This is a genomic window from Pseudoxanthomonas sp. USHLN014 (assembly GCF_037153335.1).
Classification (GTDB): domain Bacteria; phylum Pseudomonadota; class Gammaproteobacteria; order Xanthomonadales; family Xanthomonadaceae; genus Pseudoxanthomonas_A; species Pseudoxanthomonas_A winnipegensis.
In genome coordinates, this window is sequence record NZ_JBBCKO010000002.1 from 200,354 (window position 1) to 225,361 (window position 25,008).

Here is a 25,008-nt window from a genome sequence, read left to right on the forward strand (position 1 = left end):
AAGGGGAGGGCCGGGGTGGGGTGCTTTTGCTTTCCGCTTCCGAGGCTTTCGAACGACGACACCGGCGCTGCCGGCGGCTTCAAGGCTCGGCCTGCACGGGCGTCGGCGTCGGCGCGGCAGACGACACCGCGGCCGCGCTTGGCACAGCAGCAGGCGCCGACCTGGCGCGCGCGGATTCGGCCGAGCCGGCCTGCACTTCGGCCAGCACCTGCTGGATCAACGCGGCCGTAGCCGCGGCGGCGGCCGCATTAACGGCCGCCCTGGACGGTTTGGGGGGTGGCATCGGCGCGGCAGTTGCGCCACTCGCACGCGCTTCCATTGACGAGGCGGCCGAAGCAGTCGGTGCGGCAACAGGCAGCGGGGATGCAGGCTTCGGCAATGCACCGGCGTTGACTGCGGACTTTGCGGCCACGGGCGCCTTTGCTGCGGATGGCGCGGGTGCTGATGGTGATGCTGTCGATGGTGATGGTGATGCGGAGATCCGCGCCACCGGGGCTTGTGCCAGCACCGCGGAGACTCGGCTTGGGGCGGGTGTCGTTGGGCGTGCCGATGCTGGGACTGACGCTTGCGCAGCGGCGTGGCGCGGCGTGGCTTGTGAAATGGCGGTCGGCGCCATGCCCGCGACAGGCGAAGCGGCTGAAACTGGTAGCGACCACGCGGGTGCGGAAAACGAGGCGGCCGGTGCCGGCCTGGAAGCCAGTGCGAGCAACGGCGCCTGGGGTTGGCCGGAGATCGCTCTTGTCGGCGGTGCGCGGACCGGCGCGGGGGCACTCGCCGCACCGGCAGCGGCTGGCACGGACTTGGGCGCAGGCGCGGATGGCGCAGCGGTAGCGATCGCGGTGGTGGGCAGCTTGGTAGCCGCAGGTCTGGGTGTCGAAGTCGAGGTCGAAGCAGGCGTCGACGGGCGCGGCGCTATGAGCTGTGGCGGTGCCGCGCGCAGTCCCTGCACGGTCGCGACCGCAGAAGCCGGAGCCGCCACAGCGGCCGGCGTCACCACAGGGACAGTCGGCGCGGTGAGCGCCGGTGCGGGAGGCCTCGCTGGGGCGGGCCTGGCGGACGCAGCGGCCGGGGTGGGCACGACAGGCGCGGCTTCGTCCGACGCCGTCCCAGCCGCAGGCGCGGCCTTGGCCGATTCAGTTCCAGCCCCAGGCGTCACTTTGGCCAATGCCGCGCCAGCCAACGGCGCCGCTGGGATGGGCGCTGCTCCAGTCGCGGGCGTCGCCTGGACGGAGGCCGCTCCATTCGCAGGCATCGCCTGGACGGAGGCTGCTCCGCCCGCAGGCGCCGCTTCGGCGCGTACGGTTCCCGCCACCGGCGCCGCTTCGGTTCGCTCGGCCCCAGCCCCAGCCGCCGCAGCCACCGCCGGCGCCCGCAACCACGGCGAAGACGGCAACACGCAGTCCAGCGTGCGACCGTACAGCTCGGCCTCGACCCGGCCCTGGTGGACGAACAGGTTGGCACCGCTGCGCTCGTACTTGAGGCCGGCGTTGGTCGGTCGCAGGAACACCACCGCCTGCTGCTTACCGAAGCCCAGCACGGCGAAGGGCGGGTCGAAGCGGCTGTAGAACGCCGCGGTCAGCGGCGTGCCGGTGCCTTCGCAGACGAAGGCCACGCGCGTGCCGGCCACGGTCTGCGGGTCCTGCAGCGCCAGTTCGACCAGCCGCGTGCGCAGCGCCTCGTCCACGCAGGCGCTCGGGTCGGCCGCCTTCAGGCAGGTGTCGCGGTCGGCCTGCCACTGCGTCTGCCGCTTGGCCAGGTCGCCGCGGTCCACGCCGCTGCGCAGGCGGGTGGCCAGATAGGCCTCGTGCACGCGCCGGTCCAGCAGGGCCAGGTCGGGCTGGGCGCAGATCAGCCGCTGCAGCGCGCTCAGCGGCGCGTCCAGCGGCAGGGCCGGCTCGCCCTCGATCGCCGGCCTGGGGCACTGGAACGAGGCCCGCACCGTCACCGGCGGGGCCGGCGTGTCCGGCAGCGCCTCCTCGGCCGCGGCGTCGCCCGCCGCGGCGGCCGGCCGAGGGCGGTCGCAGCCGGCCAGCGCCAGCAGCAGCACGACGCCGGCGGTCAGAGGGGTGCGCATTGGATCGATTCCGAGGGCAGCGCGCGGGGCGCGTCCTGGAATGTCACGCCGAAGGCGGCGCGCTCAGGACAGCTGAGGCACCGCAGGCCCGGCCGGCTGCAGCTGCGCCAGGCGCGCCTCGAGGTCGGCCACGCGCGCCTCCAGCTCGGCGATGCGGTGCTCCAGCGCGCTGGGCGCGCCCTCCCCGGCCGCGCCGCTGGCGACGCGCGCGCTGATCGCCGCCACGTCCACCGGGCCTGCCAGCAGGTGCATCCAGCGGTCCTCGCGCTGGCCCGGGCCGCGCGGGATCTGCACCACCAGCGCCGGCGCGCGATGAGCCAGGCGCTCGAGGTGATGGCGCACGTCCTCGGCATCGGCGAACGAGGCCAGGCGCTCGGCGCGGGCCAGCAGCTCGCCCGCGGTCTGCGGGCCGCGCAGCAGCAGCAGGCCGAGCAGCGCGACCTGCTGGTTGGGCAGGCTGAAGGCCTTGCCGGTCAGGTGTTCGTAGCGTTCGGCGCGCGAGGAGAACTGCTGGCGCGCCAGGCCGAGCGCCTCCAGCGCGCGCAGCGCGTGCTGCACGGCGCCGGCCTGCAGGTTCATGACCGGATCGCGCGCGGTCTTCTGGTTGGCGGCCGAGACCGCGGCATTGACCGTCAGCGGGTAGACATCCGGCGTGGTGGCTTCCTTCTCGATCAGGCAGCCCAGCAGGCGGGCCTGGGCGGTGTCGAGCACGGGCAGGTCGGCGGCGTCGGTCACAAGGCACCTGGGAACGGTTCAAGGGGCCGGCAAGGATAGCCGCCGCGCGCGGCCGGCGCCGAAGTGAGGCTGTCACCGCCAGCCGGTAAACTTGCCGGTCTCCTTCGCGTCGATCCCTCCCACGTGACCGCAACCCGACCGCTGCTCCTGAGCCTCTGCACCGTGCTGGCCCTGGCCGCCTGCAAGCGCACCGACCCGGCCGCCGCGCCGGCCGCCTCCACGCCGGCCCCGGCCACCGCCGCGGCGACCCAGCCCGTGCCGACCACGCCCACCGCGCCGGCCGACGACAACCTCAACGCGGTGCTGTGGGTGCAGCGTTCGGTCGAGTACCAGGCCTTGTCGATCCAGACCTATCGCGCCGCCGCCGATCACCTGGACGCCGCGCTGAAGGAAAAGCACTGGGACGCGCTGGTGCCGGAGGAGCGCGGCAACGCCGCCACCGGCCTGAAGCCGGCGGTGATCCTGGACGTGGACGAGACCGTGCTGGACAACTCGCCCTACCAGGCGCGCCTGATCCGCGACAACGCCGAATACGACGAGGTCAGCTGGGACCGCTGGGTGGCCGAGAAGAAGGCCAAGGCCGTGCCGGGCGTGGTCGACTTCGCCAAGGCCGCCAACGCCAAGGGCGTAACCCTGCTGTACGTCTCCAACCGCGCCGTGCACCTCAAGGACGCCACCATCGCCAACCTCAAGGCGGTCGGCCTGCCTGTGGCCGACGACAGCGTATTCCTGGGCCTGGGCACCAATGTGCCGGGCTGCGAGCAGAACGGCACCGAGAAGAACTGCCGGCGCAAGCTGGCTGGGCAGAAGTACCGGGTGCTGATGCAGTTCGGCGACCAGCTGGGCGACTTCGTGCAGGTGGTCGCCAACACGCAGGCCGACCGCGAGAAGCTGCTAACGCAGTACCGCGACTGGTTCGGCGAGCGCTGGTGGATGCTGGCCGGCCCGACCTACGGCTCGTGGGAGCCGGCGCTGTTCAACAACGACTGGCAGCAGCCGCGCGAGGCGCGCCGCGCCGCCAAGCGCGCGCAGCTGGACGTGGCGCCATGAGCGCGCTGCAGCTGGCCCCGCGCGAGCGCCTGATCGTCGCCCTGGACGAACCCACCGGCGCCCAGGCGCTGGAGTGGGTCGATCGCCTGGGCGATGCGGTGGGCTTCTACAAGATCGGCATGGAGCTGCTGGCCTCGGGCGACTACTTCAGCGTGCTCGACGCGCTGGCCAGGCGCGACAAGAAGATCTTCGTCGACCTGAAGTTCTTCGACATCCCGGCCACGGTGGCCGGGGTGATCGCCGGGCTGTCGCGCTGGCCGGTGACCTTCGCCACGATCCACGGCTGGCACGCGCCGATGATGCAGGCCGCCGCGCAGGCGCGCCGCGGCGAGCTACGCCTGCTGGCGGTGACGGTGCTGACCTCGATGGACCGCGGCGACCTGGCCGCGATGGGCATCGACGCCGATCCGCAGGCCGTGGTGGTGCAGCGCGCGCTGGCCGCGCAGGCCGCAGGCATCGACGGGGTGATCTGCTCGGGCCTGGAGGCCGCGCCGGTGCGCGCGGCGGCCGGCGCCGGCTTCGACATCGTCTGCCCCGGCATCCGCCCGGCCGGCAGCGCGGTGGGCGACCAGAAGCGCGTGCTGGACGTGGCGCAGGCCTTCGCCGCCGGCGCCGATGCCATCGTGGTCGGCCGGCCGATCCGCCAGGCCAGCGATCCGCGCGCGGCGGCCGAGGCGATCCAGCAGCAGATCCTCGCCGCGCAGCAGACCGCGTAATCGTCGCCCGGTGCGGGCGCGCCGCAGCGGCACCCTGCACCGCGATCACGCCACGTGGAATCGCGCCGCCGCGGCGGCGCGCGGCCTTCAGACCACCTGGACCTGGTTGAGATTGTTGCGGGGGTCGAGCCAGAATGACTCGTTGGCGAAGCGCGCGAAGATCTCGCGCGGCAGCACCGGCGTGCGCTCGATCGCCTGGATCTTCGGCTTGACCGCATGCAGGCCGGGCATGCCGACGCGGGCGTCGAATTCGTCGGCGCTGTAGTGCACGTGGTCGAAGTCGTGCTCGAACCACGGCTCGCCCAGGAACGCATACACCGCGCGCATCGCCGTGCCCGGATCGCGCGCCAGCGTGTCGTAGTTGAGCAGCATCAGGCGCTGGGCGGCATGCGGCCCGTAGAAGGCCTCCTTGGTGGCCTGGAAGGCGAAGCCGACCATGCCGCGCGGGTCGGTCAGCGCCTCCGCGCGCGAGTACACCGTGGTGTTGGTGTCGTAGCGGAAGACCTTGCTGACGCTCAGCGGCTGGGCGCGCACCAGGCGCTCCATGCTGTCCAGCACCCAGGCCAGCGGCCGCACGCAGGCGATGACCCGCGCGCCGGGGAACAGCGTGGCCAGCAGCCCCATGCGGCTGCACCACAGCCGGCTGGTGTCGAACACCACCTGCGGCGCCGCATTGACGCTGTAGAAGTTCTCGACCAGCCCGCGCAGCAGCGCGGCGCGCTGCGCATCGCTGACGTCGAAGGCGAAGTCGTTGCGGCTGCTGGCCTCGGCCATCACCAGGCCCATGATGTCGGCCAGCGGGCTGGTCATGCCGGCGCTGAAGCGCGGGTTCTGGTTGAGGATGGCGGCCAGCAGCGTGCTGCCCGAGCGCGGCAGGCCGGAGATGAAGTGGAAGGCGCGGGGCGATGCGGGCTGGTCGGACATGGCGGCGGTCACTGGCGGGAGCGTGGGTCGGAGCCGGACGCGTCCGGCGGCGGCGCGGTCGAGGCGCGCAGGCGCATCTGGTAGCCCACCTCGACCATGCTGGCGCCTTCGCGGCCCTGGATGTGCAGCAGCAGCTGGTCGGTGGCGCACTGGCCCATCTCGCGCACCGGCTGGTGGATGGTGGTCAGCGGCGGCCAGATCTGGGTGGCGATGTTGGTGTCGTCGAAGCCGCAGATCGACAGCTCGCGCGGCACCGACACGCCGGCCTCGGCGGCGGCCCAGATGGCGCCGGTGGCCATGTCGTCGTCGGCGGCGAAGATCGCGCTGGGCCGCTCGGCCAGCGCCAGCAGGCGACGCGCGGCGGCCACGCCGGATTCGAAGGAGAAGCGGCCCTGCACCATGTAGTCCGCGCGTTCCTCCAGGCCCGCGCGCTGCATGCCATCGCGGAAGCCGGCCAGGCGCCAGACTCCGGCGCCGTGGCGCGGGTCGCCGATGATGTGGGCGATGCGCCGGTGGCCCAGCGCCACCAGGTGATCGACCATCTCCGCGGCCGCCTCGCGCTCGCGCAGCATGACGCCGATGCAGCCCTGCGGGTCGCCCGGCGCGATCGAGGCGAACGGCAGCCCGGTGGCGCGCAGATGCGCCAGCAGCTGCGGATGGTCGGTCAGCGGCGGGGTGAGGATCAGGCCGTCGGGCCGATGGCGCGAGAGCAGGTGCTGCACGCGCTCGACCAGCTCCGGCGCGGGGTAGGCCAGCGGCTGCACCATCATGCTGTAGTCCTGCGCCTGGCAGGCCTGCAGCACGCCGGCCTGCACCTCCATGATGTAGCTGGGCGAGAGGTTGTCGTACAGCAGCATCACCGTGAACGAGCGGTTGGTGGCCAGGCTGCGCGCCGAGGCGAGCGGGTGATAGCCGAGCTCGGCGATCGCCGCCAGCACGCGCGCGCGCACTACCTCGCGCACGTTGGGCTCGTCGTTGAGCACGCGCGAGACGGTCTTCTTCGACGTGCCCGAGGCGCGGGCGACGTCGTTGATGGTGACCCGTGCCGCCGGTCCGCCCATGTTCAATGCGCAGTGGCCGGTGCGGCCTGGGGCAGGCGGGCGAGCGGGCTGTTCCAGCCTTCGATCTCGACGACCGCCGCGGCCGCGGCGCGCGGATGGCGCGCGTGCAGGACGAGCGATTCGCCCGGCCACAGGGTGACGTCGTTGTCGTCCCACAGCACCGGCACGAGCGGCTGGCCGGCGGCATCGCGCAGGGTGAGGTGCTGGAACACCGCCGGACCGGCCGCCCCGGCGGGCAGCGACAGCGTCACGGTGGTGAGCTCCTGATCGCCCTCGCGCCGGCGCACCGCCTCGACCTGGCAGGACACCTGGGGCAGCGTCGACAGGCCGCGCAGGTCGGCGTCCTGGCTGGACGGGGTGGCGTACCAGTTGGAATGCTCCCAGTCGAGCACATCGGCGCGGGTGGACAGCCAGTACACGTTGCGCCCGAGCGCGGCGCCGTCGGCGGCGGCCAGGTCCAGTTCGACGAAGTAGGTCGTGGACAGGCCGGTGGGCGGCGGCAGCGTGGCGATGCGGCGCGTGTGGTTGCCCGCGAGCGCGATGTCGTCCACCTGGCGCTGGTAACGGACCGCACCGGACAGATCGCGCACCCGGAGCGTGGCGCGCAGGCCCTCGACCTGGCGCAGCGTGTGGTTCACCAACACCACCTCGCGCGAGCCGTAGGCGTACTGGATATGCAAGGGCTCGTTGGCCTTCTTGGCGCCGAAGTAGGCGCCGGCGGGATGCAGATCATAGTCGTACAGATGCCAGTGCAAGGACGGCCAGGCGTTGTTGAGCATCCAGTAGATGACGCCGGTGGCCGGATGGTCGGCGTCCATCCTCGCATTGAACGCCTCGAACTGCGCGCGGGTGTTGTCGTAGTTGTCCAGCTGCGCCTTGGCCACGTAGTCGGCCAGCCCGCTCGGCGCGCCGTAGCGACGCGCCAGCGCCCGGTCGAACAGCGTCAGGACCGCGAACGGCGACCAGGCGGCCGAGGCGTGGTACTGGCGCTGCAGGGGCAGCTTCCACAGCGCCTCCTGCTCCTGCTCCGACAGCATGCGCTGCAGGTCCTCCATGCGCGGGATGTCCGCGCCGGCGCTGACCTCCGAATCGAAGCCGAACGCCCCACCCAGCTTGTCGGCGTACCAGTACGCCGGCGGCACCCAGTCGTAGGGCCCGGCCATCTTCATGCCGGACGGGCCGAGGCCCTCGGCGGGCTTGTCGGCGGCGGCCGAGATCACGGGCAGCGACCAGTGCGCCGCATGCAGCGCATCCAGGTACAGCCTGGCCAGCGCCGGCGGCGGCGCGTTGTCGCTGCCGATCAGGAAGCCGATCACGGACGGATGGTTGCGCAGCAGCCGCGCCTCGGTGGCCATCGAGGCCCGCGCCACGTCGAAGTCGTGCGCCTCCCAGGGTACGCCGCCGGTCTGCGCCGCCGACTCCCACATGTCGCAGCATTCCCAGCCGGCCAGGATCAGCAGGCCGTCGCGGTCGGCCAGTTCGTAGAAGCGCTGGTCCTCCAGCTTGCCCTCGGTGCGCAGCGTGTTGAGGCCGAGGTTGCGCACGTAGGCGAACTCGGTCTCCAGCCGCGCCGGGTCGTCGCGCAGGAACATGTCCGGCGCCCAGCCCGCGCCGCGGATCAGCAGCGGCTGGCCGTTGATCGAGAAGCGCCGGTAGCCTTCGGCTGTGAGATCGGACACCACACTGCGGATGCCGAAGGCGGTCGCCGCCCGATCCGAATCCGCCCCACCCACCGCCGCGCGCAGTGCCAACGCGTACAGCGGCTGCTCGCCCATGCCGGCCGGCCACCACAGGCGCGGATGCGCCAGCACCAGGCCGGGCGTGTCCTCGGGCGCGAAGGTGACCTCCTGCACCTGGCCGGGCGCCAGCGTGACGGTGCGCGCCAGAGGCACGTCGGCCACGCGCCCGCTGACAACGACTTGATGGGCGACCGTATCCAGGTTGCGCGCCTCCACCCGCACGGTCAGCGCGGCGCGGGCGTGGTCGTCGGACAGGGCGGTCTCGACCTGCGGGTCGCCCAGCGCCACCGGCCCGCTCTGCACGATGTCCACGCCGCGCCAGGGTCCCATGTTGTTGTCCGGCGGCGTGGGGTTCCAGTCCACCCAGCCGATGCTCAGGCTCTGGCGCGGATCTGCCGGATGCACGCGCAGGGCGATCACGTTGCGACCGGCGCGCACCCACGGCGTGACATCGAATTCGTTGACCGGATAGGCGCCGGCGATGGCGCTGCGGTCGGCGACCAGATGGCCGTTGACCCACAGGTCGGCCGCGGCGATCACGCCGTTGGTGCGCACCCGCGTGCGCTGCCCGGGCGTGCGCGCGCCCAGGACGAATTCGCTGCGGTACCACCACGGCGTCACCACCAGATTGCCCGAGCCGTCCGGCACCTGCACCGCGGTCAGGTTGTCGCTATGGAAGACATCGGGATACAGCCCGTTCTCCAGCAGCGCGGCCATCACCGTGGCGCGCGGGCTGGCCGCATACCAGCCCTGCGTGGAGAAATCGGTGGCCGAGATCTCCTCCCCGCGCTGCTGCGCCTTGGTGCTGTCCTGGATCTGCCAGTGGCCGATGCGGGTGACGGTGCCGGCGTCCGCCGCCACGGTCGTGGGCGCGTACGGGGTGACCGCGCCGGCCGTCGAGGCCGCGGCCAGCATCCACCACAGCAGGTGCCTGCAGGTCTGTCGCATGGATCAGTGCTCCTCCAGATAGCGTTCTTCGATGCGCAGCGGCGCGAACGGCCACGACGCCGTCTTCCTGGCCCAGATCAGGAAGGCGACGATGCCGGCCAGGATCCACGCGCTGGACAGCAGCAGCGACAGCGTCGAGGCCGACACGTAGACGAAGATCCAGCCCGCCGCCGCGACCACGCACGGCAGCGGATACAGCCATTGCCGGTAAGGACGCTTCAGCCCCGGCTGGCGCCTGCGCAGGATCACCAGCGCGGCGATCTGCGCCAGCGACTGCACCAGGATGGTCGCGGTCAGCAGCATGTTGATCACCTCGCTCAGGTCGAAGAAGGTGCCGACCGCAGTCACCGCGCCCATCACCAGCAAGGCCACGTGCGGGAACCCATGGCGGGCATGCAGGCGCCCGAACACCGCCAGGAACACCTTGTCCTGCGCCGCCTGGAACGGCACGCGCGAACCGCCGAGCAGCCCGGTGAACACCGAGGCGAAGGCCGTCACCACGATCAGCACCGTCATCACCGCGGCCGCCAGATGGCCCCAGCTGCGCTCCACCACCAGCGAGGCCACCGAGGTGGACCGCGCGATCTCCTGCCAGGGCGCGGCGCCGAGCACGCTGATGTTGAGCACCAGATAGATCAGCATCATCGCCACCACCGAGATGATGATCGAGCCGGGCATGGTGCGGCCCGGATCGCGCAGCTCATCGCCCAGGTAGGCCGTGGTGTTGTAGCCCAGGTAGTCGTAGATGCCGATCACCAGCCCCGCGCCCAGGCCCAGGAAGAAGCGCCGGCCGAAGGCATCGGGCGGAAAGCCGAACGCATGGGCCGGATCGAAGTCGGAGAATCCCGCCGCCGCCACGCCGGCCACCGCGACCAGCATGATCACCCACAGCCCGATGGTGATCGCCCGCACCGACTCGATGCGCCGGTACAGCATCCAGACCACCAGCGCCGTGGCCGCCAGCCCGATCAGATGCGCCGGCCACCAGCCCAGCCCGGGCAGGAAGTACCCCAGGTACTGCACCAGCCCGATGATGCCGGTGGACATCAGCAGCGGGATCGCCAGCAGCATCGTCCAGATGAACAGGAACGGCATCAGCTTGCCGCTGCGGTACTGGAACGCCTCACGCAGATAGACATAGGTGCCGCCCGAGCCCGGCATGGCCGCGCCGAGCTCGGCCCAGACCAGGCCGTCGGCCACCGCCAGCAGCGCACCGGCGATCCAGCCGACCACCGCCTGCGGGCCGCCCAGCGTGGCCACCATCAGCGGGATGGTGATGAACGGCCCGACGCCGCACATCTGGGTCATGTTGAGCGCGGTGCCCGAAAACAGGCCGATGGAGCGGTGGAAACCGCCGCCCTGCCCCGCCTGGGGCGCGTTGTGGTCCTGCATGCATCACCTCTTCCAGGCCTTGGGCCTTCCCGTTTCCCGCTGCCGGCCCGCGAGCCGGCAGCGCCTCAAGCCACGCGCACGGCGTGCGCTCACCACTGGCCGCGCACGCCAAAGGTGAACATCCGCTCGGAGAAGTTGGAATGCGCCGGCTGGTCGGGCCAGACCAGGTAGTACTTCTGGTATTCGTTGGTGAGGTTGGTGGCGTTGATCACCAGCTCGGCGTACTTGCTCAGCTTGTAGGACACCGAGGCGTCCAGATACTTCTGCGGCGCCTCGTAGAGCTCCATGCCGGTGATGCCGCCGATGCTGTCGCCGACCGCGCGCCGCGAGCGGTAGTTGTAGGCCAGGCGCGTCTGGAAGGCGCCGTCCTGGTACCACAGGATCAGGTTGCCGGACTTGGTCGAGTTGTCCTGGAACGGGATCTTCTTGCCGGCCAGGTCGCGCTCGCCCGAATCGCTGGGCGCATAGGTCGCATTGACCTCCACGCCGGTGTTGGCCAGCAGGCCCGGCAGGAAGGTGAAGCCCTGGCGGTAGTCGAACTCGGCGCCCTGGATGCTGTTGCCCGAGCCCTGCACCGGCTCGGTGATCACGATGCAGTGGTTGCGCACCACCCCGTCCTCGTCGGGCAGGGTGCAGTTGGTCACCGAGCCGTTCTTGATGAAGCTCTCCATGTTGATGCGGAACAGCGCCAGGCTGAGCATGCTGCTGGCGTTGATGTAGTACTCCAGCGAGGCGCCGTAGTTGCTCGACCGCCACGGCTTGAGATCGGGGTTGCCGCTGGACTGGCCGCTGGAGACGCGGAAGATCGCCCCGTCCGGCGTCTCCATCAGCGAGTAGTCCAGCTGCAGGCCGCCGCCCCAGGTGCTCAGGTCCAGCGGCATCATGTTCTTGGAGTAGGCCAGGCGCAGCTTCAGCCCCTCGGTGATGTCCAGCGAGAAGTTGGCCGCGGGCAGCACGTCGGTGTAGCTGCGATGGGTGGTCTCGGTGCCGGCGAAGACCGGCTCGTCGCCATAGGCGCCCGGCGCGCCGCCGAGGTACTGGGTGACGTTCAAGCCGGTGCGCACCACGCGCACGCCGACGTTGCCGCTGTACGGCATCTGGCCCAGGTCGCCGCCGAAGTCCAGCTGCAGATAGCTGGACAGTTCGTGCAGGCCCACGTCCCAGGTGGTGCCGGGCTCGCCCACCTTGACCGTACCCGGATACAGCGACTGCCAGTAGTCGAGCGGGTTGATCATCGAATCCGGGTTGATCGCCCAGAAGTTGAGCCCAGAGCCGAGCAGGTTGTTGTACTTCTTCCACGCCCGCGACAGCGGTGCGGCGGTCAGCGGCATCTGCAGCGCCGACAGCGAACCGGCGCGGAAGTACCCCTGGTCGTTGCCGGCGGTACACGCGCCGCTGTCCAGCACCACATCGGCGCCGACGTAGCGCACCAGGCAGCCGTTAGGATCGCTGGCGCCCATGCCCGCGTAGACCGGCGCCTCCAGCGTCCAGCCCCGGTTGCCCGCATTGCGGATGCTGTTGCGCACGCCGAACTGCAGCACCAGGCCATCGTTGAAGTGCAGCTTGCCGTCGAAGCGCAGCGCGTTGAGCGCGACCTGGCGGTCGTAGTCGCCCGAGGATTCGAGCGTCTTGAGCGACCAGCCGTACGGGTTGGCGAACTGGTCGGCCAGCCCCTGCGGCAGGCCCATCTTCAGGTAGCGGCCGCGGAAGTCGGCCAGCACCGGCACGGTGTTCTGCGGCATGCCGTTGCTGTTGAACACGCGGTTGCCGCCCAGCTGCGCCGGGTAGACCATCGTGCCCGGCGGCACCGCATCGTCGGGCACGCCGTCCATCAGATGGTTGGGCCACAGCGCGCCGTCGGAATTGGAGATGTTGACGTCGGTCTCGATGCTGGACTGCGTGGCGCTGGCGTGCAGGCCGCGCAGACTGCCGGTGAACAGCCCGCCGTTGTCGTAGTCCAGCTGCAGGTTGAAGTTGCGCGCGATCGAGTCCTTCTGCGCGATCTCCGAGAACGACTCAACATCGCCCGGCCACTTCTGATACACCTGCGTGGTGTACATCTGCGAACCGGCCCAGTCCGGATCCGGCGTGCCGTAGGCGCCGGCGACCGCGCGCCCGGTGTCGCGCGAGACATTGGGCACGTAGGTGGCGCCCTGCCAGTTGGTCGAGTTGAACTGGATGCCGGCGATGGTGTTCCACTCGTGCTGCTGGGAGTAGAAGAAGTCGCTGGTCAGGTTGAAGCCGCCGCCCAGGTCGGCCTGGAAGGACAGGTTGCCGGACTTGCGCTTGCGCCGCGTGGACTGCTGCCACAGGTTGATGTCCTGGCTGCCCATGAACACGCCGTTGGACTTGCCGTCGCCGTTGACGTCCACGGTGCCGTCGGCGTTCTGCACGATCTGCGAGGGAATCGGCGCGCCGTTCCACGGCGTCAGGAACCCGTTGTAACCACCGGCGCTGGCCGCGTTCTCGCCGTTGAGCACCACGCCGTACTGGTCCAGGCCCTCGCGCGAGTTCGAGCGCGTGGTGTCCGAATAATCGACCGACGCCAGCACGCCCCAGTGGTGGTCGTCGTTGTAGGAGATCAGCCCGTTGGCCTCCGGCCCCCAGCGCCGGCTGCTGGTGCCGCGCTCACCATTGGCCGAGTAGCTGTAGGTGAAGCCGCTGGGCAGGTCCCAGGGCCGGTAGGTGTGCAGATCGATCGCGCCGCTGATGCCCGAGGCGGTCTCGTTGGCGGTGGCCGACTTGACCACGTCCACGCCCTGGAACAGGGTCGAGGGCAGCATCGTGAAGTCCGGCTGCTGCGAGTCGATCTGGTCGGCGGTGATGAACACCTCGCCGTTGAGCATGGTGCCCACCTGCGGCAGGCCGCGCACGTCCACCGAGGTGCCCACGCCGGCGTCGCGATTGATCTGCACGCCGGTGATGCGCTGCAGGGAGTCGGTGATGGTGGTGTCCGGCAGCGCGCCGATGTTCTCGGCGGTGATGCTGTCCTGGATGTTGGCGGCATCGCGCTTGACGTCGATGGCATGGGCCTGCGACTCGCGCACGCCGGTGACGATGACCGACGTGAGGTTGGTGACGTCGGGATTCTTGCCGTCCTGGTTCTGGCTGGGTTTCGGCGTGGACGCGGCGGCGGGTGTCGTGGCCTGCGTGGCGTCGCTGCGCGTGTCCTGTTCGCCTGGCGTGGGATCGGTCGGTGCCGTAACGGCCGCGGCCGGCAGCGCGGCGAACAGGGACAGGGTGACGGCGATGGCCAGCGGATGGATGCGGTGAGCGGTGGACATGAGCATTGACCTCGTGATGGTGGCTTGGCAGGCGCCAGGAAGCCGAGGTACTGCAGGGATGGGAGGGACCGGATCGCGCAGTCCTGCGCGGGAGACGATGAAAGTCCTGGCTTGCCTCTGGCCGCGCGCGAACGGCGCGACGGCGGCGCGGCGTGCGCCGCGCGTGTCGCCGTTATCCGGAGAACAGGATCTTGGCCAGCGCCCACTGGCCCAGGCGCGGATCGCCGGTGGCGAAGATGCACAGGTCCTGGCGACCGGCATCGGGGAGGACCAGGTCGGCCTCCAGCAGCGCCAGTCCGGAGGACTGCGCCTTGTGGTCCAGCGGCAGACGCGCCAGCAGCGGTCCGTCGCAGCCGCCGGCATGCAGCTCGAATTCGCCGCCGGGGCTATGCCGGCGCCGCACCACCGCGCCCTTGGCCTCGTCGCCGAAGCGCCAGGTCACGCGCCCCGCCGCCAGCGCCACGCGGCGCGCGCCGTCCAGTGGCGCCTGCGGCCAGCGCCAGCAAGCATTGCCGATGTCCACCGAATAGACCGTCCCCGGCGGCGAGGCGCCGGCCCGCACGGTCCCGCTCAACCGCGAGGGCGGCTCGCCCGAACACGTCGCCAGCGCACTGCCCGCACGCGTGCGCAGCGCCTGCCGGTCGACCTGCTGACGGCGCACGCCGGTGAGCGGTTGGCCGTTGGCATCGAAGGTCGCCACGCGCAGCGTCGTGCCCTGGGCGAGCAGCAGCGGCGCGGTGTACAGCGGCGCCTGCGCATCGGGCGTGCTGCCGTCGATGGTGTAGCGGATGGCGCCGGCCTGGACCTGGTTGGACACGACCGCACGCACGCGTCCATCGGCCTGCGCATCGAGCGCGACGACCGGCGCGAAGGCGCTGTCCGCATCGGCGATGCCCAGCGCGCGCTCGCGCGCCAGCGTCGCCGGCAGGCGCGCCAGGAAGCCATTCCAGTCGTGGCTGCTCGCCGGCGACCAGGCCAGTTCGGCCAGCGCCGCCAGACGCGGGAACAGCGCGTGCTGGACGTGGGCGAAGCTCGGCATCTGTTCGGTCCACAGCGCACCCTGCACGCCGAGCACGCGCTGCGCCTCGGCCTGGCTGGCGCCCTCTGGAATGACCGCGGTGTCGTAGGCCTGGCGCAGGCTCACCACCGGCGGCGGGCCGGGCCATTCGTCGGCCAGCGCGGACTGCACATGATCGAAGTACAGCGACTCCTGCGGCGCGATCACGACCTGGTGGCCCTGCCGCAGCGCGGCCAGGGCCACGCGCTCGTGATCCTGGCCATGCCAGGACATCACCACCTGCGAGGCCGGCAGCGCGACGCCGGACTCCACCGCGTCGTCCCAGCCCACCGGCACGCGACCGCGCCGGCGCAGCTGATCGGCGACCCGCGCCATGAACCAGCCCTGCAACTGGTCGCTGCTGGTCAGCCCCAGCGCGCGCCGCTGCGCCTGCACCGCGGGCGAGGCGTCCCACTGCGCGTGGTCGGCCTCGTCGCCGCCGAAAGAGACGTAGCGTGAGGGGAACAGCTGCGTCGCATGCGCCAGCACGGCATCGACGAAGCGCAGCGTCCGCGCGTTGGGCGCCAGCAGCCAGGCGCTGACGCCCCAGTCGGTCCACACCGCCGGGCGGCGCCCGCTGACGCCCAGCCACGGATAGGCGGCGATGGCCGCCTGCGCATGGCCGGGCATGTCGATCTCGGGCACGACCTCGATGTAGCGCCGCGCGGCGTAGCGCACGATCTGCCGTACCTGCGCATCGCTGTAGCTGCCGCAGTAGGCACCGGCGCGGTCGGCCGGCTCGCTGCCGTCGGCGGCGGCCGGGCGGCAGGCGCCGATGCGCGTCAGTTCGGGATAACCCGGCACCTGCAGGCGCCAGCCCTGGTCGTCGGTGAGATGCCAGAGCAGCACGTCGAGCTTGGCCAGCGCCATGGCATCGATCAGGCGCTCGATCTCGGCCACGCGCTGGTAGTGCCGGGCCGAATCGAGCAGCAGCGCGCGCCAGGCAAAGCGCGGCGCATCGTCGATCGCGCCCTGCGCCACCGCCACCGCCGCACCGCGCGCGTGGCCCGGTGGGGTGAGCAACTGCCACAGCGTGTTTTCGCCGTAGAACGCGCCACGCGGCGTGCGCGCCTGGACCAGGATGCCCTGCGCCTCGATGCGCAGGCGATAGCCGGCCTCGTCCAGCGCGGCGCGCGGGTCGATGACGATGCGGATGGCTGGCGCCGCCCCGTGCGCGCCGGCCACGCGCAGGCGCGGGCCACCGGTCGCGTCGAGCAGCTGCAGCAGATGGTCGGCGAGGAAGCGCGCGTCGCCGGCGTCGGCCCCCTCCACCGCCAGCGCGGCGCCGTCGGCGACCTCGAACGTCCCGGTGCCGGCCGGCACCACCTGCGCCGGCGCCGGCAGCAGCGGCCAGGGCGTCGCGACGTGCGCGGCGGCGGCATGCCCGGCCGCGCACCCGCAGAGGGCGATGCACAGCCGCAGCAGCGCCGCGCGCAGGCCGTTCATGCGGCCTGGCCGCCGGAAGGAAAGGCGGGTAGTCCCTTGTCCAGATACCAGCGCGCCGCGCCGAGCACACCGTTGCGCCCGTGCTCGACCACCCACACCGGCACCGGCGCCAGCAGGGTGCGCGCGCTGCGGCCATGCAGGAAGCGCAGGTGGAAGGCGCTGCGCGCCAGTTCGGCCCGCATCGAGGACAGGAAGCCGCCCGCCAGATAGACCCCGCCGGTCGCCATGAACGCCAAGGCCAGGTCGCCGGCCAGGCCACCGAGCGCGGCGCAGAACATCGACACCGCCTCGGCCGCCTGCGCATCGTCCTGCGCGGCGGCGGTCACCGCCTCGGGCGCATGCAGGCGCGGCGCGACGCCATCCAGCGCGCACAGCGCCGTGTAGAGCGTCAGCAGCCCGCGCCCGGACACGATCCGTTCGACCTCGACATAACCGCCCTGCGGCGCCAGTTCGCTGAGCACCGCGCGCTCGCGCAGCGAATGCGCCGCGAACGCCATCTGCCCCGCCTCGGTGGTCAGCACCACGCCGCCGGCCGCACCCGGCAGATGGACAACCGCCCCCAGGCCGGTGCCCGGGCCGATCACCAGAACCGGCCCACCACTGGCGACGGTCGGCCCACACAGATGGCGACGCTGCTGCGCGAAGCCTTCCAGCGCGTAGCCCAGCGCCTCGAAGTCGTTGAGCACCGCCACATGCTCCAGCCCCAGCGCCAGGCGCAGCGCGCCGGTGCCGATCGGCCAGGGCAGGTTGTCGTTGACGACCTCCTCGCCGACCAGCTGACCCGCGCAGGCGAGCACGCAGTGGCGCACCGGCTGCTGGGTCTCGGTGTCGAGGAAGGCGCGCAGCAGCGCGGCCAGCGAAGGGAACTGCGCGCAGGGGTAGCTGCGGTAGGCCAGGGTCTCGAGCCGGTGGCCCTCGCCGGGCAGCGCGCGCATCAGCGCGACCCGCGCATGGGTCCCTCCAATGTCGGCGGCCAGGAACACCGAGCTCCCCCGATCCACCGACCGCATCGATGCCGTGACCACCATGCCGTGTTCCCCAACAGGCCCCGGCGGGAGATTAAGCACCACATGACACCGGTGTCAACGAGGGGTGACGCGGCTGTGACCAGGGGTGAGCGCGGCCGGCAGCGCGGCCGGGCTCATCAGGCACAGGCAAGTCGCTGGGGAGGTGTCCCCGGAGGGCTGCAACAGCACATGGGGGTGCGTGGCACGCGCCGGATCAGGCCAGCTTCGCGGACCCGGCAGCGTGTTCGGTGCGCGGAGATACGCATCTACTGCCGATCGCGTCGTGGCACCGACCTCGGGGGCACACTCTCGTGCAGATATTTCTATTTAAAAACAAATACTTAACTAAATATACTTAAAGTATTGCATTGCCTCTATTCAGCGGTTAGGCTGTGCGCCGTCCGGCCCCTGGGCTGGAGTGTTGCCACAACCGATGTCCTCCGGGCCCGACCCGGATTTTCCAGGCCCGTGCGTCGTCATTCGACCGGGCCTGTTTTTTTGTCCTTCTGCCGATCGAGAGATCGGACACCGCGCGGTCTCTGGAATAGGCAGCCGGCGAGACACCGCCTGTAGAGCGGAGCTTGCTCCGCTGGGGCTTTCCCGCGAGCCGAACGAAGAGCAGCGGAGCAAGCTCCGCTCTACAAGGAGCACGCGACGTATCGCCCGGCCGGGTCGAGGCGGGTGGCCGGCTTCGCGCGACGGCAAGGTTTTGGGCGTGCCACACCCCCCGCGTGTTGCCCGCAGACACATGCAGCGGCCAAGATGCCCCCCACCTGGAGAGAACCCCCATGCCTCGGGCCCTGCGCATTCCCGCCGCTGTCCTTGCCTGTGCCCTGGCCGTCCTGGCCGCGTGCCAGCGCTCGCCCAAACCGGTGGTCGACGACCGGCCGGACGGCCCGGCCGCCACCGTGCGTCACCTGGCCGCACAGGTGCGCCAGTACGACCTGGCCGGCTTCGCCCGCGATGCCGTGCCCGCCCAGGACTACCAGACCTTCGCCGAGGGCTGGGCCGCCGGCGCCAGCCGCTGGCCGCTGAGCGAACTGCCCCTGCCCGAACGCCTGGTGCCCATGCTGGCCGCGCTGTCGGCCAACGACGCCGAACGCCAGCTGGGCATCGACTACGACCGCAATCTGGCCGGCCAGGTCACCGACCTGCGTAACGCCGCGCAGACCCTGGGCCTGTTCATCGGCCAGTACGTGCGCAGCCAGGGCGAGTTCACCCCCGACCAGCGCGCGCACTTCAGCCAGGTCGTGCCGGCGCTGACCGCCTGGGCGCAGTCCGCCCCGCTGGCCGACGCCCCCCGCGCCCACACCGCCCTGCGCACCCTGGTGCCGGCCGCGCGCGCGACCGGCATCGATTCGGAGGCCGACCTGACCCAGGCCGGGATGGCCGGCGCGCTGGCCCGGCTGGATCCCTTCTTCGCCGCGCTCGGCGGCGTGCTGGCCGACTACGGCCTGTCGCTGGAAGACAGCCTGGCCAAGCTGGAAGTGGGCGAGGTCACCCAGGAGGGCGACCTGGCCAAGGTCGCGGTGACCTATCCGCTGGCCGGCAAGCCGATCCAGCTGACCGTGACCCTGCGCCGCCAGGATGGCCACTGGTACGTGGCCCACTACATGGACCAGGCCGCGGCCCTGCGCAAACGCCTCGAACAGCAGGCCCCCACCGCGCCCGACGCGCCGAATACGCCGGCGCCCGAGGCGCCGGCGCCCTCCGCACCGCCGACGTCCTCGCCGCCGCCGCCGGACGGCAAGGTGGCCGGAACGGTGACCGGGGCCGGCAACGGCCATTGGGCATAATGACCGCGATGCCTGACCAGAACCCCCTGCCCTTCCCCGAAGACCCGCGTCCCGAGCGCGAGGACGCACCGCCGGCGGAGGCGGCCGACGCCGCTGCGCCCGCCCCCGCGCAGCTGCCGGTGGCGGTGTCCGCCCCGATCGGCCGCAGCGGCAAGACCCCGCTGTGGGCACGCCTGCTGCACAAGGTGGTCGACCCCTGGGTCGAGCTGGACATCGAACCCGAGGCGCCGTCCACGCTGCTGGACAGCCGGCCGGTGTGCTACGTGCTGGAAGACTACGGCCTGTCCAACGCCCTGATCCTGGACCGCGCCTGCCAGGCCGCCGGCCTGCCCTCGCCGCTGCTGCCGCTGCCGGTGCCGGGCGACCCGCTGCGGCGCAAGCGCGCCTACCTGGCCCTGTCGCGGCGCATCGCCAGCTCGCTGATCCCCGAGGCCGGCAGCACCAAGACCCATTCCGATTCGCTGGCGCGCCTGCTGCAGGCGCACCGCACCAACCCGGCGCTGGACGTGCAGCTGGTGCCGGTGTCGATCTTCGTCGGCCGCGCGCCGGACAAGCAGAGCGGCTGGTTCGCGGTGCTGTTCTCGGAGAACTGGGCGCTGGTGGGCCGGTTCCGCCGCCTGCTGGCGATCCTGCTCAACGGCCGCAGCACCATCGTGCGCTTCTCCGCGCCGGTGTCGGTGCGCGATGCGGTGGCCGAGCAGCTGCCGCCCGAGCGCACGGTGCGCAAGCTCTCGCGCGTACTGCGCAAGCACTTCCACCGCATCCGCGAATCGGTGATCGGCCCGGACCTGTCCACCCGCCGCCTGCTGGTGGACCAGGTGCTGGCGGCCGAGCCGGTCAAGGAAGCCATCGCCGACCAGGCGCGCCGCGACAACTCCAAGCCCGAGGAGGCGTGGAAGAAGGCCCACGCCTACGCCTGGGAGATCGCCGCCGACTACTCCAACCCGGTGGTGCGCTCGGCCAGCTTCCTGCTCAGCCATGTGTGGAACCGCATCTACGCCGGCGTGCTGGTGCATCACCTGGACAAGTTCAAGGACGCCGCGCCCGGGCACGAGATCGTCTACGTGCCCAGCCACCGCAGCCACATGGACTACCTGCTGCTGAGCTACCTGCTGTACGAACGCGGCATCGTGCCGCCGCACATCTTCGCCGGCATCAACCTCAACCTGCCGGTGGTCGGCACGCTGCTGCGCAAGGGCGGCGCGTTCTTCGCCCGGCGCTCGTTCCGCGGCAACCCGCTGTATTCGGCGGTGTTCACCGAATACATGGCCCAGCTGGTGGCCGGCGGCTATTCGATCGAGTACTTCGTCGAGGGCGGGCGCTCGCGCACCGGCCGGCTGCTGCCGCCCAAGGGCGGGGTGATCTCGATGACCGTGCGCGCCTACCTGCGCCAGCCGCGCAAGCCGGTGCTGTTCCAGCCGGTGTACATCGGCTACGAGAAGCTGATGGAGGGCAAGAGCTACCTGGACGAGCTGTCCGGCCGGCCCAAGCAGAAGGAATCCATCTGGGGCCTGCTGTGGTCCATCCCCAAGGTGCTGCGCTCCAACTTCGGCCAGGTGGTGGTGAACTTCGGCGAGCCGATCGAGCTGACCGACATGCTGGCCCGGCACGCGCCGGAATGGGACGGCAAGCCGCTGCCCGAGGACGACAAGCCGCGCTGGCTGTCGGACACCGTCGATGCGCTGGCCACCACCATCAACACCCGCGTCAACGCCGCCGCCGACGTCAATCCGATCAACCTGCTGGCGCTGGCGCTGCTGTCCACGCCCAAGCACGCCATGGCCGAGGCCGACCTGATCGCGCAGATCGAGCTGAGCAAGACCCTGCTGGCGCGCCTGCCGTATTCGGACCGCGTCACCGTCACCCCGCACAGCCCCGAGCGGATCATCGCCCACGGCCTGGACATTAACGTGCTGCGCCGCATCTCCCATCCGCTGGGCGATGTGCTGGACGTGGTCGACGAAGACACCGCGGTGCTGCTGAGCTACTACCGCAACAACGTGCTGCACCTGTTCACCGCCGCGTCGTGGATCGCCTGCTGCTTCCAGAATAACCGGCGCATGGCGCGGTCGCGGCTGATCGCGCTGGGCCAGCAGCTGTATCCGTTCCTGCAGGCCGAGCTGTTCCTGCCGTGGACGGCCGAGGAGTTCGCCTCGCGCATCGAGCACACCATCGACGTGTTCATCGAGGCGCACCTGCTCGAGCAGATCAACGACGACGATGGCGGGGTCCTGCAGCGCAATGCCGGGCAGACCGACGAGGTGTTCCGCCTGCGCGCGATCGGCCACTCGCTGCAGCAGGCCTTCGAGCGCTATTACATCGCCATCTCGGTGCTGGTGAAGAACGGCCCCGGCACGCTGGGCGCGGCCGAGCTGGAGAGCCTGTGCCAGCAGGCCGCCCAGCGCCTGAGCCTGCTCTACGCCCCGGCCGCGCCGGAGTTCTTCGACAGGACGCTGTTCCGCGGCTTCATCCAGAAGCTGCGCGAGCTCAAGCTGGTGTGGCCGGACGAGCACAGCAAGCTGCTGTTCGACGCGCGCCTGGATGCGTGGGCGCGCGACGCCAAGGTGATCCTGGGCCGCGAGCTGCGCCACACCATCGAACGCGTCAGCCCCGAGGCCGCGCGTCCCGAACCGACACCGGCGCCCTCCGAATAAGGCCAGCCGCATGATGCCCCAGCCCGCCGCAAGCTCCGAGATCGCCGACGACCGCGGGCCGGCCTGGCTGGAGGTGCCACGCCTGGCCGGGCGCCTGCTGGTACAACACTGGCCGGCGCTGCTGTTCTGGTTCTTCGCCATGCGCGTGTGCTACGACGCGCTGATGCAGCTGGCGGTGCGGCTGGGCGGCTATAGCGCGCTGCTGTCCTTCGCCGCGCTGTCGCTGCTGATCGTCACCCAACTGGCCGGCACGATCATGATGTTCCAGTCGCTGCGGCCCTCGCTGCCGATGCTGGCCGGCGGCGCGACCACGCCGCAGCTGGACCCGGCGCGCGCGCACTGGAGCGGCGCGCTGGCGGTGGCGCTGCTGCCGTTCTTCGCCTACTACGCCGGCTGGGGCCTGCTGGAGAACCTGCGCCGCGACTTCCGCACCGGCTATGTGGTCAGCGTGTGGGACAAGGAAGACCTGGCCAACGTCCTGCATCTGAAGGGCATCTGGATCGCGCTGGCCATCGCCTGGCTGCTGCGCTGGGCGGCCAAGCGCCGCGCCGCCGCCGGCGAGGGCTGGGGCTGGAAACTGCTGGTGACCGTGTGCGAGGCGTACTGGGTGTTCGTCGGCGTGGCGGCCATCGGCAAGCTGCACGGGCTGGCCATGGACTGGTGGCACGAACGGGCGGTCTATGTGGCGGCCACGCGCTGGTGGGAGAGCCCGGCCTCGCTGTTCGCGCTGCTGCCGCCGGCCCGGCGCGTGCTGGACCCGGTGTGGGACGTGGCGACCACGGCCGCCGGGGCGGTGGTGCTGCCGCTGATCTGGCTGGCGATCACCGCGCTGATCTACGGCATCGACCTGAAGAAGGCCCAGCGCCTGGACCAGGCCGACACCCGGCTGGAACAGCTGGTGCAGCGCTACCGCGGGCTGCACTTCGGCCTGCGCATGCTGGTGGACAAGGTCAGCGAGGGCTGGACCAGCAAGGGCGTGCCGGTGGTCAACAGCCTGCGCCTGGTGCTGCGCGCGGGCCTGCCGGCGCTGCTGACCCTGTGCGTGGGCTGGCAGCTGCTGGCCTGGGTCGACTCCTGGGCCTGGCACTGGATGCGGCAGCTGATCGGGCCGCAGTCGCCGGACGTGCAGCAGGTGCAGGGCCAGCTGTACGCGGTGTTCCTGACCACGCCGCTGTCGTTCCGCACCTCGCTGCTGACCGACGTGCTGCGCACCGTGCTGCTGGCGGCCACCTTCGACCGCGCCATCGCACGGCTGCCGGCCGCGCGCTAGAGCGGCACGTCCAGGTAACGACCGGAGACACCGGCCCGCGGACTCAGCTCGATCCGCGCATGCAGGCCGTGCACCTCCTGCCCACGGGGCAGCACGAAGGCGTGCTGGAACAGCAGCGGCTGGCCGGGCGCGATGGTCACCCGGTTGCCGTTCGCGTCCAGGCCGCTCCCGCAGCCGGTCGGCAGGCGTGGGCCGGCCAGCCGCGGCAGGGCGTTCGGGCCGGCTTCCCAGCGCCGCCCGGCCGCATCGGTGACCGCGCCACGGCAGGTCTCGAACAGCGTCACATCCGCGCCGGGCGCGCGCACGACTTCGTAGCGCAGCAGCAGGACCACCGCATCCTGGCGCAGCCAGCCGCGCAGGCGGCGATCGCCCGGTTCCACCACCTCGGCCGCCAGCAGCCGCCAGCGCGCCCCGCCGAAGCTCGCCCATTGGCCGGGCGCCGCGCGCACCGGGATGTCCGGATGCAGGGTGAGCGCCTCCTGGCGCGCCTGCCGGTAGGGCAGCCACAGCGCCAAGGCGCCCAGCACCAGCGCGCCGGCCAGCCAGCCGGCGTTGCGCCGCCACCATCCGGTCGTGACCGTTGTCTTCATTGGCGCAGATCCAGGACGGGCTTGGCCTCTTCGAGCATGCTCCGCGCGCGCGCCGCGTCCAGGCCGAGGTCGACATCGACCAGGCTGTCGCCGCCGACGGGCAGGCTGGTGCCCCAGAACAGCTGCAGGTGCGCGCCCTGCAGCTGATCCGGCGGCAGTTCGAAGAACCAGGCGCCGACCTCCTGCAGGCCCGGGGCCAGCTCGCGACCGGAGAGGTTGAACGCCGGCAGACGCGGGCGCTCGGCGCCGGAGGCGACGTAGACCCGACCGCTGCGGGTGCGCAGCTGGGCGTTGAGCATGCCCTGGGTCTGGGTGGCCTCGACCTTGGCCAGGACCGACAGCCAGATGCCCGGCGTGCGCAGGGTCAGCGCCTCATCGCCCGGATAGGGGCCGTTGAGCAGGTAGGCATGGACGACCTTGAGCGCGCCGACCTCGACCCGGAAGTTGCGCCCCACCGCATCGCTCGCCGGCGCCGGCTGCAGCAGCGGCGCATCGCGCTGCTCGTAGCTGGACTGGTGCTTGCGCAGGACCACGATCGCCACCAGCGCCAGCGCGATCCACAGCAGCGGGCGCCAGCGCAGGCGCGGCAGCGACCACGGCCCGGCGTTCATGGCGCCACCACCCGATCGCGCAGGTCGCGCAAGGGCAGCTGCATCAACGCCTTCGGCGCGCCCTGCATCCAGCCGCCCTGATCGTTGAGATAGGCCTTGGCCACGTAGTCGCGGGCGAACAGGCCGAACAGCGGCTGCGCGGGCACGGTCGCGCCGGCCGGCAGCGGCCACACCAGCTCCACCCGCTGGGGCAGGCGCGGCTGCAGGGCGGTCAGGATGCTGTGGTCGTCGGCGCGCTTGAGCAGCTCCGGGCGGGTGGGCTCGCCGCGCGCATCGACCAGCACCACGTCCTCGCGCAGGAAACCGTAGCCGTTGAAGCTGCGCTCGGTGAGGTTCTCGACGTCGGCCTCCAGCACCAGGTACAGGGCCTGGGGATCGGCCGGATCGACCCGGCCGCCCGGCGGGTAGTGCGCCAGCCAGGCCTGGCGCGGGGTCACCGCCATCGCCCCGCTGCGCAGCGTCTTGTCCGGGCCGCTACGCGGCAGCGGATGCGCCTTGCCCGAGGCGTCGCGGAAGCCCCCGAGGACGAAGGTGAGCACCAGGGCCAGCAAGGCCACCGCGGCGGCGGCCTGCCACCAGGGATTGCGTGCCTTGTCGATGAGTTCCTGCTTTCCAACCACATCCAGCGCTCCGTCGGCGCCGGCACCTTAGCAC

General features: G+C 71.4%; 17 protein-coding genes. 5 read left to right on the forward strand and 12 right to left on the reverse strand.

The genetic code is table 11. From position 1 onward, the window contains the following. Window positions 1–79: 79 nt before the first annotated feature. Both WFQ05_RS04925 and WFQ05_RS04930 read right to left on the reverse strand, forming a co-directional pair. Complete coding sequence (locus WFQ05_RS04925) at window positions 80–2,074, reverse strand: hypothetical protein (protein WP_337052920.1); 1,995 nt, start codon at window positions 2,072–2,074, stop codon at window positions 80–82. Window positions 2,075–2,137: 63 nt separating this feature from the next. Further along, the gene (locus WFQ05_RS04930; protein WP_130514882.1) at window positions 2,138–2,809 is read right to left on the reverse strand and encodes a DUF480 domain-containing protein; all 672 of its coding nucleotides are present in this window, start codon (window positions 2,807–2,809) and stop codon (window positions 2,138–2,140) included. 123 nt (window positions 2,810–2,932) lie between these two features. On the opposite strand from WFQ05_RS04930, the gene WFQ05_RS04935 reads away from it, so the two are divergent. Beyond that, on the forward strand, window positions 2,933–3,859 hold the full coding sequence (locus tag WFQ05_RS04935) for a 5'-nucleotidase, lipoprotein e(P4) family (protein ID WP_165424360.1): 927 nt from the start codon (window positions 2,933–2,935) through the stop codon (window positions 3,857–3,859). Continuing rightward, complete coding sequence (gene pyrF, locus WFQ05_RS04940; RefSeq protein ID WP_337052921.1) at window positions 3,856–4,575, forward strand: orotidine-5'-phosphate decarboxylase; 720 nt, start codon at window positions 3,856–3,858, stop codon at window positions 4,573–4,575. Before WFQ05_RS04935 ends, pyrF begins: the two co-directional genes overlap by 4 nt. Before the next feature lie 87 nt (window positions 4,576–4,662). On the opposite strand, the gene WFQ05_RS04945 is transcribed toward pyrF, so the two are convergent. From WFQ05_RS04945 to WFQ05_RS04975, 7 genes are all read right to left on the reverse strand, one after another. Continuing rightward, a complete protein-coding gene (locus WFQ05_RS04945; protein WP_130534944.1) occupies window positions 4,663–5,499 on the reverse strand; it encodes a sulfotransferase in 837 nt (278 codons plus the stop codon). Between the two features lie 8 nt (window positions 5,500–5,507). Next, window positions 5,508–6,560, reverse strand: coding sequence for a LacI family DNA-binding transcriptional regulator (locus WFQ05_RS04950; RefSeq protein WP_130534943.1), 1,053 nt, complete (start codon window positions 6,558–6,560; stop codon window positions 5,508–5,510). A 2-nt stretch (window positions 6,561–6,562) separates the two neighbouring features. Then, entirely contained in the window at window positions 6,563–9,247 is a 2,685-nt protein-coding gene (locus WFQ05_RS04955) for a sugar-binding domain-containing protein (protein WP_337052922.1), read from the reverse strand. A gap of 3 nt (window positions 9,248–9,250) precedes the next feature. Beyond that, on the reverse strand, window positions 9,251–10,639 hold the full coding sequence (locus tag WFQ05_RS04960) for an APC family permease (protein WP_337052923.1): 1,389 nt from the start codon (window positions 10,637–10,639) through the stop codon (window positions 9,251–9,253). A gap of 89 nt (window positions 10,640–10,728) precedes the next feature. After that, entirely contained in the window at window positions 10,729–13,923 is a 3,195-nt protein-coding gene (locus WFQ05_RS04965; RefSeq protein WP_337052924.1) for a TonB-dependent receptor, read from the reverse strand. A gap of 172 nt (window positions 13,924–14,095) precedes the next feature. Continuing rightward, on the reverse strand, window positions 14,096–16,426 hold the full coding sequence (locus WFQ05_RS04970) for a family 20 glycosylhydrolase (protein ID WP_337052925.1): 2,331 nt from the start codon (window positions 16,424–16,426) through the stop codon (window positions 14,096–14,098). Further along, window positions 16,423–17,427, reverse strand: coding sequence for a glucokinase (locus WFQ05_RS04975; RefSeq protein ID WP_337052926.1), 1,005 nt, complete (start codon window positions 17,425–17,427; stop codon window positions 16,423–16,425). Before WFQ05_RS04975 ends, WFQ05_RS04970 begins: the two co-directional genes overlap by 4 nt. 794 nt (window positions 17,428–18,221) lie before the next feature. Here WFQ05_RS04975 and WFQ05_RS04980 point away from each other — a divergent pair. From WFQ05_RS04980 to WFQ05_RS04990, 3 genes are read left to right on the forward strand one after another with little or no spacing between them, the layout of a single operon-like run. Further along, window positions 18,222–19,229, forward strand: coding sequence for a hypothetical protein (locus WFQ05_RS04980; RefSeq protein ID WP_337052927.1), 1,008 nt, complete (start codon window positions 18,222–18,224; stop codon window positions 19,227–19,229). After that, window positions 19,229–21,883 carry a glycerol-3-phosphate 1-O-acyltransferase PlsB gene (gene plsB / locus WFQ05_RS04985; RefSeq protein WP_130523898.1) on the forward strand — a complete coding sequence of 885 codons (2,655 nt, stop codon included), beginning with the start codon at window positions 19,229–19,231 and terminating at the stop codon, window positions 21,881–21,883. The genes WFQ05_RS04980 and plsB overlap by 1 nt, the downstream gene beginning before the upstream one ends. Window positions 21,884–21,893: 10 nt before the next feature. Continuing rightward, a complete protein-coding gene (locus tag WFQ05_RS04990; protein WP_337052928.1) occupies window positions 21,894–23,153 on the forward strand; it encodes a hypothetical protein in 1,260 nt (419 codons plus the stop codon). On the opposite strand, the gene WFQ05_RS04995 is transcribed toward WFQ05_RS04990, so the two are convergent. From WFQ05_RS04995 to WFQ05_RS05005, 3 genes are read right to left on the reverse strand one after another with little or no spacing between them, the layout of a single operon-like run. Continuing rightward, on the reverse strand, window positions 23,150–23,743 hold the full coding sequence (locus WFQ05_RS04995) for a hypothetical protein (RefSeq protein ID WP_337052929.1): 594 nt from the start codon (window positions 23,741–23,743) through the stop codon (window positions 23,150–23,152). The genes WFQ05_RS04990 and WFQ05_RS04995 overlap by 4 nt on opposite strands. Beyond that, window positions 23,740–24,354, reverse strand: coding sequence for a hypothetical protein (locus WFQ05_RS05000; protein ID WP_130514860.1), 615 nt, complete (start codon window positions 24,352–24,354; stop codon window positions 23,740–23,742). The genes WFQ05_RS04995 and WFQ05_RS05000 overlap by 4 nt, the downstream gene beginning before the upstream one ends. Continuing rightward, window positions 24,351–24,974, reverse strand: a complete 624-nt coding sequence (locus WFQ05_RS05005; protein WP_337052930.1) for a hypothetical protein — start codon at window positions 24,972–24,974, stop codon at window positions 24,351–24,353. The genes WFQ05_RS05000 and WFQ05_RS05005 overlap by 4 nt, the downstream gene beginning before the upstream one ends. Window positions 24,975–25,008: the final 34 nt, after the last annotated feature.

Coding starts and splice junctions, on each gene's coding strand:
- WFQ05_RS04960 (WP_337052923.1), bottom strand. CDS start 10,639: ATGCAGGACCACAACGCGCCCCAGGCGGGGCAGGGCGGCGGTTTCCAC.
- WFQ05_RS04980 (WP_337052927.1), top strand. CDS start 18,222: ATGCCTCGGGCCCTGCGCATTCCCGCCGCTGTCCTTGCCTGTGCCCTG.
- plsB (WP_130523898.1), top strand. CDS start 19,229: ATGACCGCGATGCCTGACCAGAACCCCCTGCCCTTCCCCGAAGACCCG.
- WFQ05_RS04970 (WP_337052925.1), bottom strand. CDS start 16,426: ATGAACGGCCTGCGCGCGGCGCTGCTGCGGCTGTGCATCGCCCTCTGC.
- WFQ05_RS04950 (WP_130534943.1), bottom strand. CDS start 6,560: ATGGGCGGACCGGCGGCACGGGTCACCATCAACGACGTCGCCCGCGCC.
- WFQ05_RS04995 (WP_337052929.1), bottom strand. CDS start 23,743: ATGAAGACAACGGTCACGACCGGATGGTGGCGGCGCAACGCCGGCTGG.
- WFQ05_RS04945 (WP_130534944.1), bottom strand. CDS start 5,499: ATGTCCGACCAGCCCGCATCGCCCCGCGCCTTCCACTTCATCTCCGGC.
- WFQ05_RS04925 (WP_337052920.1), bottom strand. CDS start 2,074: ATGCGCACCCCTCTGACCGCCGGCGTCGTGCTGCTGCTGGCGCTGGCC.
- WFQ05_RS04955 (WP_337052922.1), bottom strand. CDS start 9,247: ATGCGACAGACCTGCAGGCACCTGCTGTGGTGGATGCTGGCCGCGGCC.
- WFQ05_RS04990 (WP_337052928.1), top strand. CDS start 21,894: ATGATGCCCCAGCCCGCCGCAAGCTCCGAGATCGCCGACGACCGCGGG.
- WFQ05_RS05000 (WP_130514860.1), bottom strand. CDS start 24,354: ATGAACGCCGGGCCGTGGTCGCTGCCGCGCCTGCGCTGGCGCCCGCTG.
- pyrF (WP_337052921.1), top strand. CDS start 3,856: ATGAGCGCGCTGCAGCTGGCCCCGCGCGAGCGCCTGATCGTCGCCCTG.
- WFQ05_RS04965 (WP_337052924.1), bottom strand. CDS start 13,923: ATGTCCACCGCTCACCGCATCCATCCGCTGGCCATCGCCGTCACCCTG.